An 8,653-nucleotide genomic window follows, 5' to 3' on the forward strand; every position below is an offset into this window, starting at 1 on the left:
GACAAGGTTCTGCGCATCATCCACAGCTACACCGACTACGTGAAGCGGGTGGTCTGGCGCCAGTACGAGTGAGGGCTGACGTTTGAGGGTGCTTGTTGTCAGCCAGTACTTTTGGCCGGAGAGTTTTCGCGTCAACGAGGTCGTTTCGGAGCTGAGTGCTCGCGGTCACCAGGTTACGGTGCTGACCGGGCGGCCCAATTACCCAGAGGGCGAAATCCACGCAGCCTATCGCGCCGACCCCGACGCTTTTGCCACCTATGCCGGGGCCGCTGTGCTACGCGTCCCATTGCGGCCACGCGGCAAAGGCAGCTTGCGCCTGGTGCTCAACTACTGGAGCTTTGTGTTCTGGGGTTGCGTCATGGGGCCGTGGCTGTTGCGCGGCCGGGGCTTCGATGCCATCTTCGTGTTTGAGACCTCGCCGATCACGGCGGCCTTGCCTGCGATTTTGTTCAAGCGAATCAAGCGCGCGCCGCTTTCGATGTGGGTGCTGGACCTTTGGCCCGACACGCTGTCGGCAATAGGCGTCGTCAAAAACCCGCGTCTTTTGGATCAGGTCGGCAAACTATGCACTTTCATTTATGGCCATTGCGATTTGATACTGGCTCAATCTCGAGCCTTCTTCAAACCAATCGAACGCTGGTCTAAGGCGCCGGAGAAAAATCGCTACTTCCCGGCCTGGTCTGAAGAAATATTCGACGCGAGCGCTGCCACTGTTCAAGAAGCCCCTGAGCTGGAGCCGCACCGCAATTGCTTCAACATCATGTTCGCCGGCAATATCGGCGAAGCCCAAGACTTTCCAGCCATCTTGCGTGCCGCGCATTTAACGCGCCACCGACCCGATATCCACTGGCTGATTGTTGGTGACGGGCGGGCTGCACCGCAGGTGCGGGCCGAGATTGCCGCGCAGAGCCTTCAAAATACCTTCTTCATGCTCGGGCGTCATGGTCTGGATCGCATGCCCGCATTTTTTGCAGGCGCCGGCGCTTTGCTAGTGTCTCTCAAGGCCGAACCCATATTCAGCATGACCGTTCCAGGCAAAGTTCAAAGCTATCTGGCAGCAGGAAAACCGCTATTGGGCATGCTGGACGGCGAAGGTGCCCGCGTCATCCAAGACTCGGCTGCAGGCTACGTGTGTGCTGCAGGCGATGCGCAAGCCCTCGCTCAAAAAGCCATCGGTTTGGCTGACCTCGACGAACATGAGCTCCTACAAATGGGCCAGCGTGGGCAAAGTTACTGCGAGAAAAACTTCAATCGCAACGCACTGATGAATCAACTAGAAAGTTGGCTAGCCAACCCAACGGTTTGACCTACCGCCTGTCCACCAAAATAGCCAAGCGGCAGACATCGGAGCCAGTTTCGCGGACTGCCCGGCAGAATGCCCGGGGTCAGATCTTGCTTTCATACTTTGCCCACTTCCTTTTTCTTGAGATAAGCCGGCGGTCAAGTCCTTACTTAGTTCCTAAGTACCCAGGGCGGATTTCAGGTCCTTGAGCAACAAGAACAAATGAAATGGGTCTGTCTCGCTGGGCTCAAATTCCCAGTTCAGATACCAGTGGCGGGCAGCGTCATCCTTGGCATGGACAAGCAGTGCCCGGATGCCTGCGATGTCTGCCGCTTGGGCGGTACGCAAGAGGGCATCCCTGAGCAATGCACGCCCTAGGAGCCCGGGCGGCAGAAGGCGGCGAAAGCGAGAATCGGCCCCAGCCTGGACATTTGGTGCCGGATTTGCAGCCCCATAGCCCGGCTATGGGGCAAAAAGACGGTGCCGATTGGACGGCTGCGGTCGGTTCGCAGCCGCCGATCTTTCTGCCGCCCGGGCTCCTAGCCCCACGCCCTGATGCTTCAGATCAACTGCCAGTCAGGCCAGGATCATGACGGGTATGGGGTGGCGCGCCATGCCCTTGAGCACTCTGGGCGCAGCGTTTTCTGGCTCAACACTGCCGACTGCCAGGCTGTAATAGCCAACGACAGCACCCTTCTGACAGCTCACATAGGTCTGCGCGCTGTTGGCTTTCGGCTTGGTCAGGGCGAAGCGCTGCAAGAATTGGCCGAGCGCCGGTTGCCCAGAGTCGAAAACTTCGGTGTTGTCGTCTGCAGCAAGCTTGCGAGGTGATTCGTAAGACCTTGAACTCACCCCAACAGACCCGGCTCACTGAGCAACTGCTTGAGCTTGGGTTTGCTCACGACGGGTCGGTCCAGCGCTGCTTGAAATGCGCCCCACTGATCCGGGGTCAACACAAAGCGCAGCCGGTCCGCAAGAGTCTGGTTGGCGGCATTGATGCCGGCCTCCAGTAAAAACTCACTGACGTTCTTGTGAGCCGCGCGTGCAGCCTCCTGAAGCAGCACCTTCACAGGGGTGCTGGCGCGCACATCAATGCGCTCGGATTTGGAATGATTGGCAACTGGCATCGGAGCCTCCTCTTTGAGGGCCTCATCGTAGCGTCCGGACGCTGTCAGGATAAGTCATGATTGCGTACGCTTGCACGATGGCCGGTTTGCGCGCCGGCATGGCTGCAAACTGGGCCAGCGGAGGCGCTGAGGCGCGGCTTTGCAGCCGCGGTATCTCTGTATCCGTTGAGGGCCTAACGCCGATTTTCTTACCCAAGACTTCAGCAAATTGGGCATCCCCCAAATACAGCTGGCGTGGGAGTTGGTCCCACACGCTGGGCAAATTCACGCCGGCCGGGTCGTGATTGATGTGCGGAGCCACCGCTTCAGCCACTGCACTGTGAGCGGTAAGCCTGCGGCGCTCCACTCCGCCAGCGCCCCCAAAGTGCGCTTGGCTCCTACCTTTGGGGGAGACACCCCCCACGAGCCCCTCCGACTCCACCATCAGAAGGATAGAAGTAGCGGTCGCCAGCGCCGAATATTGCTGCACTGCACAGCCCGAGCAGCTCCCGCCCGAAACCAACGATTTGGAGTCCAGAAATGCAAGTCCAGGCCGCCACCCTCATCGCTACCGCGCTCATCGCCCCTCTCGCCTCAATCGGCTCGGACGGGTCAAACGGGTCCGAGCAAGCCTCTTGCCTGGTTTTCTTGGGTCCCGAGCCGGTGCGCGGCGGCTGCGGCTACTTTGACTCCAGCTTCGAGCTCAGTCATGGACTGAACGTCATCGAGGAGTTGGATCCGGTCGTACTGCAACTTTGGGCGCGGGTCTTGGATGGCGCCCTCGCAATGCACTGATCGTGGCCTACGGGGCAAACTGATTCGATGCTGTTGGGCACCAGAGGATCAAAGGTCATTGTTCATCAGCGCAATGGTTGCCGAAGGCAGCCAGCAATTGGGTGCTAAGCCAAAACAACTACCGCACCTCATTCAAGGCCTCGAACTGAACGCCGTCCCCAACAACTCCCGCAAGGCGCTGCGCGCCACCGCATCATCGGCCCGCCCCAGCGCGCCCGCCCCATTGAGCAGCCAGCCCATCACCTCGGCACTTTGCCGGCTGTCATCCAAGCGGGCCAGCGCCAAACCGGCGCAACTCGTCGGCAGCGTGGTGTCGCTGTCGGCCAGCAACTCCTCGAACAATTTCTCGCCCGGGCGCAGGCCGCTGAATTCGATCTGGATCTCGTCTTGGCCACGGCCGGACAGGCGGATCATGTCGCGCGCCAAATCAACAATCCGCACCGGCTCGCCCATGTCCAGCACCAGCACCTGCCCGGTTTCACCGATGGCGGCGGCCTGCACCACCAAGCGTGCGGCCTCGGGGATGGTCATGAAGTAACGGGTAATGTCGGGGTGGGTGACGGTGACCGGGCCGCCTTTGGCGATCTGCTGCTTGAACTTGGGGATCACGCTGCCGCTGCTGCCCAGCACATTGCCGAAACGCACGGCCATGAATTTGGTGGCGAAGCCCTGCCCTGCTAAATGGCTGAGCACCAACTCGGCCGCGCGTTTGCTCGCACCCATCACATTGGTCGGGTTGACCGCCTTGTCGGTGCTGATCAAGACGAACCGCTCCACGCCGCTTTCGGCCGCTGCGAGTGCTGCGTGATAGGTGCCCAAGGTGTTGTTGCGCAGGCAGACCCAGGCGTTGTCCACTTCCATCAAGGGCACATGCTTGTAGGCGGCGGCATGGAAAACGATTTGTGGCTTGTATTTATTGAAGGTGTGGCGCAGGTGCTCCAGGTCCTTCACGTCGCCGATCAGTCTTGCTAAGGGGATGTGCGGAAACTTCTCGGACAACTCCTGCTCGATCAGGTAAAGCGCCACTTCACTTAGCTCGTACAGCACCAGCAGGCGCGGCCCATAACGCGCCACCTGCCGACACAGCTCGCTGCCTATGCTGCCGCCGGCACCGGTGATCAGCACCACCTTGCCGTTGATGCATTCGCTGATGCCGCCCTCGTCCAGCTGCACCGGCGCACGACCCAGCAGGTCTTCGGGCTCGATGTCGCGGAGCTGGTCGACCTTGCTACCCGTCTGCAATTCCTCCAAATTAGGTACGGTCAACACATGCAGACCCGTCTGGCCGGCCAGATCCAAGGCGCGGCGACGCTGCGCGGGTGCGGCCGAGGGCATGGCGACGATCAGATGCGTGATGCCGTGCATCGGCGCAAAGCGCGCGACTTCGTCCAGCCGGCCCAGCACGGGAATGCCGGCCACGCGCGCACCCCATTTAGCCGGGTCGTCATCAAGCCAGCCCACCACCACCCAACCCTGGTGCTGTATGCCGGCCACCGCCAAACGCCCGGCCTGCCCCGCGCCCAGCACCAGAGCCCGGTGTGCCTCGACCGAGCTGCCGCTGATGCGCCCGCGCATGTGCTCGTACAGCATGCGATAACCCAGGCGCATCATCGCCAGCGCAATCAAACTGAACAGCGGGTGCAGGGCCAAAACGGCGCGCGGCACACCGCTCAAATGAGCCATCAGCACCAGCGTGGCGCCCAGCGTGCCGGCAATCGCGCAAACTGCCGCCAAGCGCTTGACCTCGCCGAAACCGCTGAAGCGCCACATGCCTTTGGGCACGCGCAACAGCCACAGCACCAACACATAAAGGCCCACCAGGCCCAGCAAGACCCAGCCGTCGTAGTCCGGGCGGGCCGACACCCAGCGCTCGAAACCGAGCCGGAACAGATAGGTCGCCTGCCAGGCCAGCGCCACCACGGCCGCGTCCAGCAACATTGAGAGCGCCTCGCGGTAGGGGCGGATGCGGGTCAAAAAACCGTCGAGTGAGAGCCAGAACATAGTGGGCGCGATTGTCGGGGCAAACTTCAGTCACTCGGGCTTTAGCGCTGGACAGATAATCAGCCGCATTGCACAGCAGGACTTCACGATGGGAGATTCAGCCATGGGACAAGCAGCGTTGAGAATCAAGATGACCGGTGAGGAATACTTGGCCTGGGAGGAGTTGCAGCCCGAAAAGCATGACTTCGTCAACGGTGAGGTCTATGCAATGGCGGGCGCCGAGGGCGGCCATGTGACGACCAGCCTCAATGTGGCGATGGCCCTGCGCCAGCACCTTGCCGGCTCGCCCTGCCGCACCTTCATTGCTGACATGAAGGTGCAGGCGTTTGAAAGTGCCAGCTACTTCTACCCCGATGTCGTGGTGACCTGCAGCGATGCCGATCGTGCCAGTCCGCTGATCAAGCGCGAACCCAAGCTGATCGTTGAAGTGCTGTCGCCCAGCACCGCCGCCTACGATTTAGGCGAGAAGTTCGCCCAGTACCGCCGCATTGCCTCGCTGCAGGAACTGGCCTTCATCGACGTCAATTCGCGCCGCTGCGACGTCTACCGCCGCGCTGCCGACGGGCTCTGGCTGCTTCACCCTTTTGACGCCGGCCAGGCCGTCACGCTGGCCAGCGTCGAGCTGACTATCAACGCAGACGTGCTGTTTGCCGAGGTGGACGAGTAATCAAGCTTAGCGGGCCAGCACCTTCACGGTCCGCAACAGCAAAACCAGATCACCGCCGAAACTGCGCGTTTGCACATACCGCGCCGCCAGCGCCAGCTTGGCGGGCATCACTTGCTCGACGTAGCAGGCTTCAGGGTCGGCGGCTGCAGCCAGCAGACGACTTTCATCGCGGTATTCGATTGACGCCAGATCGGTGATGCCAGGCCGCACCGACAAGACCAGGTCCGCCAACTCGGCCGGGTACAGCGCCACATAGCGCGGCACCTCGGGGCGCGGCCCGACCAGGCTCATCGCACCGCGCAAGACATCCCACAGTTGCGGCAACTCATCCAGCTTGTAGCGGCGCAAAACCTGACCGGCGCGGGTGACACGAGGGTCGGCGCCGATGGTGATTTGCGGGCCCAGGCTGGGTGCATCTGGCCGCATGGTGCGGAATTTGTGGATGAAGAACAGCCGGCCCCGCCGCCCTACCCGCTGCTGCCTGAACAACACCGGGCCGGGCGAGTCCAGCTTGATCCACAGAGCCAGCGCCGACAGCAAGGGCGCCAGCAACACAAGACCGAGCGCTGACAGCAGGATATCGGCAAGCCGCTTGACCAGCATGCCCATCAGCCTGCTATCGATCGAACCGCCGCGATCACCCGTTGCACATCAGCATCCGTCATGGCGGTGTAGAGCGGGATGCTTAAGCTGCGCTCGAAGGCTTTTTGCGAATGCGGGAACTGCTCGGGGCGCAGCTCATAACGCTCGCGCCAATAGGGCTGCAGATGCAGCGGGATGTAATGCACGCTGCAGCCTATGCCCAGCGCATACATGCGCTCGATGAAGACGTCGCGCTCGATCTCTAACTCGTCACCCAAGCGCAAGACGTACAAATGCCAGGAATGCACATCGCCCTCGGGCGCCTCGGGCGGCAAGATCAGCGGTAGGTCGGCAAAAGCAGCGTTGTAGGCTTGTGCGATCACCTCGCGCCGGGCTTGAAAGGCCGGCAAGCGCTTGAGCTGATGGATACCCAGCGCCGCCGCGATATCGGTCAGGTTGTATTTGAAACCGGGCGCCACGATCTCGTAAAACCAGCTCGGCGTCTTGGCGGTGAAACGGTCAAACGCATCGCGGTTCATGCCGTGCAAGCGCATCACCCGCGCCCGCTTGGCCAGCTCGGCATTGCGCGTCACCAGCATGCCGCCCTCACCGGTCGTCATGGTCTTGTTGGCGTAGAAGCTGAACACCGTTGCGTCGCTGCCCATGGTGCCGATCAACTCGCGCTCCAAGGTGGTTGGCAAGGCGTGGGCGGCGTCTTCGACCACCCGCAGGCCGTGCTTGCGGGCGATGTCAAGGATGGCGATCATGTCCACCGCCAGGCCAGCGTAATGGACCGGGATGATGCATTTGGTCCGCGGCGTGATGGCGGCCGCTACCAGTTTGGGATCGATATTGAGCGTGGCCGGGTCAATATCGACCAGCACCACATCGGCGCCCAGGTAACGCACCACTTCGGCGGTGGCAGTGAAGGTATGGGTGGTGGTGATGACCTCATCGCCGGGGCCGATGCCGCAGGCCTCCAGCGCCAGATGCAGGCCGGCGGTGGCCGAGTTGACGGCGATGCACTCGATTTGGGGTTCACCCAAAAAGGCGGCGAAATCCTGCTCGAAGCGCTTGGCTTTGGGGCCGGTGGTGACCCAGCCGGAACGGAGGGTGTCGACCACCTCATTGATTTCGTCCTCGCCGATCTCGGGCAAGGCGAAAGGCAAAAATGGCAAATCCTTGGGTTGTGGGGATTGGACGCTCATAGCAAGGTCAATATGTTTTTAGGCTTGGCCGCTGGGACGGCTTGCAGTGAAATGCCCTGATCGAGGGTCACCAGGCATGCGTCTTGCTCAACGGCCAGCGCCAGCAAATAGGTGTCGGTCACTTGGCGCGAACTGAGCATGCGGTCCCATTGCAGGCGGCCGGGGTCCAGCAGGCTCAGCGAGTCGGGCCAGAACTGGTGGCTGGGGTGAGCAACGGCCCTGGCCAAACGCTGCGCGACCAATGCCACCGGCTGCGGGTTCGGGTAGGCCGGCAAGGACAGGATGCGCAAACAGCCGTTTTGCGTCAGCGGGCAAGACGCCCAGCCGCCACCTTGTGCGTTCCGTAACCAGTCGCTGACCAAGCCGTGATGCAAATGGCCGCCGTCGAGCAAGGCAACCAAGATATTCACGTCGAGCAAGGAACGCAGCATCAAATACCCTCGGCCTCGCGCAAGGCGTTGACCTCATCCAGACTGGTGACAACGCCCGGCTTGGCGGCAAAGGGCTCAAACCCGCAGTTGCTGGCGTCTACAAGGCCGTGGCTGCTCTTGCTTGAAGCTGGCGTGGCATCAAGACCGGTCAAAGACCGACGCAAGAGGCGCGACACGATGGCGCCGGCGCTGGCGCCTTCGCGCCGGGCCAACTCCTTGGCGGCCAGCAACAAGTCATCTTCAATATCGAGCGTGGTTCGCATGGCTTTTCCTTCATTTGATGCGCTGATGCGCTGATGCGCTGATGTAAATTGTAGTACAGCGGATCTCAGGGCTTCTCGACCACGGCCAGCACATGGGTGCGCAGCCAAGGAAAGCTATTGAAGAGTGAATAAGCGCTCGGATGCAGGCGGCAGACGAGACGAGCCAGGGGTGGCGCCAAGGTCAGGCGCTGAGACTGGATACGCGCGTCAGGGAACAACTCGCGCACCCGCTTCATTGGCACACCGCGCACATCCGGGTTGCGCGGATTGTCGATGGTGAAGTCATACCAAAGCACGGCCCCACCGGGTTTGAGCCAG

10 protein-coding genes and 1 pseudogene are annotated in these 8,653 nt (G+C 61.5%); 3 read left to right on the top strand and 8 right to left on the bottom strand.

What is annotated here, in order from left to right:
• Positions 1-88: 88 nt before the first annotated feature.
• Positions 89-1,306: a glycosyltransferase family 4 protein gene (locus RMO57_RS21210; RefSeq protein WP_310390071.1), complete on the top strand. Its 1,218-nt coding sequence runs from the start codon at positions 89-91 to the stop codon at positions 1,304-1,306.
• Positions 1,307-1,858: 552 nt separating this feature from the next.
• Here the strand turns inward: RMO57_RS21210 and RMO57_RS21215 are convergent.
• Together RMO57_RS21215 and RMO57_RS21220 are read right to left on the bottom strand one after the other, a co-directional pair.
• Positions 1,859-2,041, bottom strand: coding sequence for a hypothetical protein (locus RMO57_RS21215; protein WP_310390054.1), 183 nt, complete (start codon positions 2,039-2,041; stop codon positions 1,859-1,861).
• A gap of 89 nt (positions 2,042-2,130) precedes the next feature.
• Positions 2,131-2,409 (bottom strand): DUF1778 domain-containing protein, encoded by a 279-nt coding sequence (locus tag RMO57_RS21220; protein ID WP_310390056.1) that lies wholly within the window; start codon positions 2,407-2,409, stop codon positions 2,131-2,133.
• 519 nt (positions 2,410-2,928) lie between these two features.
• On the opposite strand from RMO57_RS21220, the gene RMO57_RS21225 reads away from it, so the two are divergent.
• Positions 2,929-3,183, top strand: coding sequence for a hypothetical protein (locus RMO57_RS21225; protein WP_310390058.1), 255 nt, complete (start codon positions 2,929-2,931; stop codon positions 3,181-3,183).
• Positions 3,184-3,315: 132 nt separating this feature from the next.
• Here the strand turns inward: RMO57_RS21225 and RMO57_RS21230 are convergent, their stop codons facing one another.
• Complete coding sequence (locus tag RMO57_RS21230; protein WP_310390061.1) at positions 3,316-5,184, bottom strand: nucleoside-diphosphate sugar epimerase/dehydratase; 1,869 nt, start codon at positions 5,182-5,184, stop codon at positions 3,316-3,318.
• A 103-nt stretch (positions 5,185-5,287) separates the two neighbouring features.
• Here RMO57_RS21230 and RMO57_RS21235 point away from each other — a divergent pair, with 103 nt between their 5' ends.
• The gene (locus tag RMO57_RS21235) at positions 5,288-5,851 is read left to right on the top strand and encodes a Uma2 family endonuclease (protein ID WP_310390063.1); all 564 of its coding nucleotides are present in this window, start codon (positions 5,288-5,290) and stop codon (positions 5,849-5,851) included.
• Positions 5,852-5,857: 6 nt separating this feature from the next.
• On the opposite strand, the gene RMO57_RS21240 is transcribed toward RMO57_RS21235, so the two are convergent.
• The 5 genes and pseudogenes from RMO57_RS21240 to RMO57_RS21260 form a co-directional block, all read right to left on the bottom strand.
• Entirely contained in the window at positions 5,858-6,451 is a 594-nt protein-coding gene (locus RMO57_RS21240; protein WP_310390073.1) for a sugar transferase, read from the bottom strand.
• Positions 6,452-6,459: 8 nt separating this feature from the next.
• The gene (locus RMO57_RS21245) at positions 6,460-7,641 is read right to left on the bottom strand and encodes a DegT/DnrJ/EryC1/StrS family aminotransferase (RefSeq protein WP_310390065.1); all 1,182 of its coding nucleotides are present in this window, start codon (positions 7,639-7,641) and stop codon (positions 6,460-6,462) included.
• A complete protein-coding gene (locus RMO57_RS21250; RefSeq protein WP_310390067.1) occupies positions 7,638-8,072 on the bottom strand; it encodes a TA system VapC family ribonuclease toxin in 435 nt (144 codons plus the stop codon). Before RMO57_RS21250 ends, RMO57_RS21245 begins: the two co-directional genes overlap by 4 nt.
• Positions 8,072-8,335 (bottom strand): CopG family transcriptional regulator, encoded by a 264-nt coding sequence (locus RMO57_RS21255; RefSeq protein ID WP_310390069.1) that lies wholly within the window; start codon positions 8,333-8,335, stop codon positions 8,072-8,074. Before RMO57_RS21255 ends, RMO57_RS21250 begins: the two co-directional genes overlap by 1 nt.
• A 65-nt stretch (positions 8,336-8,400) precedes the next feature.
• Positions 8,401-8,653, bottom strand: a pseudogene (locus RMO57_RS21260) (SAM-dependent methyltransferase); the annotation flags it as partial.

The organism is Roseateles sp., from assembly GCF_031397715.1.
In the GTDB taxonomy this organism is placed as follows: domain Bacteria; phylum Pseudomonadota; class Gammaproteobacteria; order Burkholderiales; family Burkholderiaceae_C; genus Paucibacter_A.

What these genes read in the sequence shown, in the direction of transcription:
- RMO57_RS21245 (WP_310390065.1), bottom strand. Translation starts at nt 7,641, where the DNA reads ATGAGCGTCCAATCCCCACAACCCAAGGATTTGCCATTTTTGCCTTTC.
- RMO57_RS21235 (WP_310390063.1), top strand. Translation starts at nt 5,288, where the DNA reads ATGGGACAAGCAGCGTTGAGAATCAAGATGACCGGTGAGGAATACTTG.
- RMO57_RS21250 (WP_310390067.1), bottom strand. Translation starts at nt 8,072, where the DNA reads ATGCTGCGTTCCTTGCTCGACGTGAATATCTTGGTTGCCTTGCTCGAC.
- RMO57_RS21220 (WP_310390056.1), bottom strand. Translation starts at nt 2,409, where the DNA reads ATGCCAGTTGCCAATCATTCCAAATCCGAGCGCATTGATGTGCGCGCC.
- RMO57_RS21230 (WP_310390061.1), bottom strand. Translation starts at nt 5,184, where the DNA reads ATGTTCTGGCTCTCACTCGACGGTTTTTTGACCCGCATCCGCCCCTAC.
- RMO57_RS21225 (WP_310390058.1), top strand. Translation starts at nt 2,929, where the DNA reads ATGCAAGTCCAGGCCGCCACCCTCATCGCTACCGCGCTCATCGCCCCT.
- RMO57_RS21255 (WP_310390069.1), bottom strand. Translation starts at nt 8,335, where the DNA reads ATGCGAACCACGCTCGATATTGAAGATGACTTGTTGCTGGCCGCCAAG.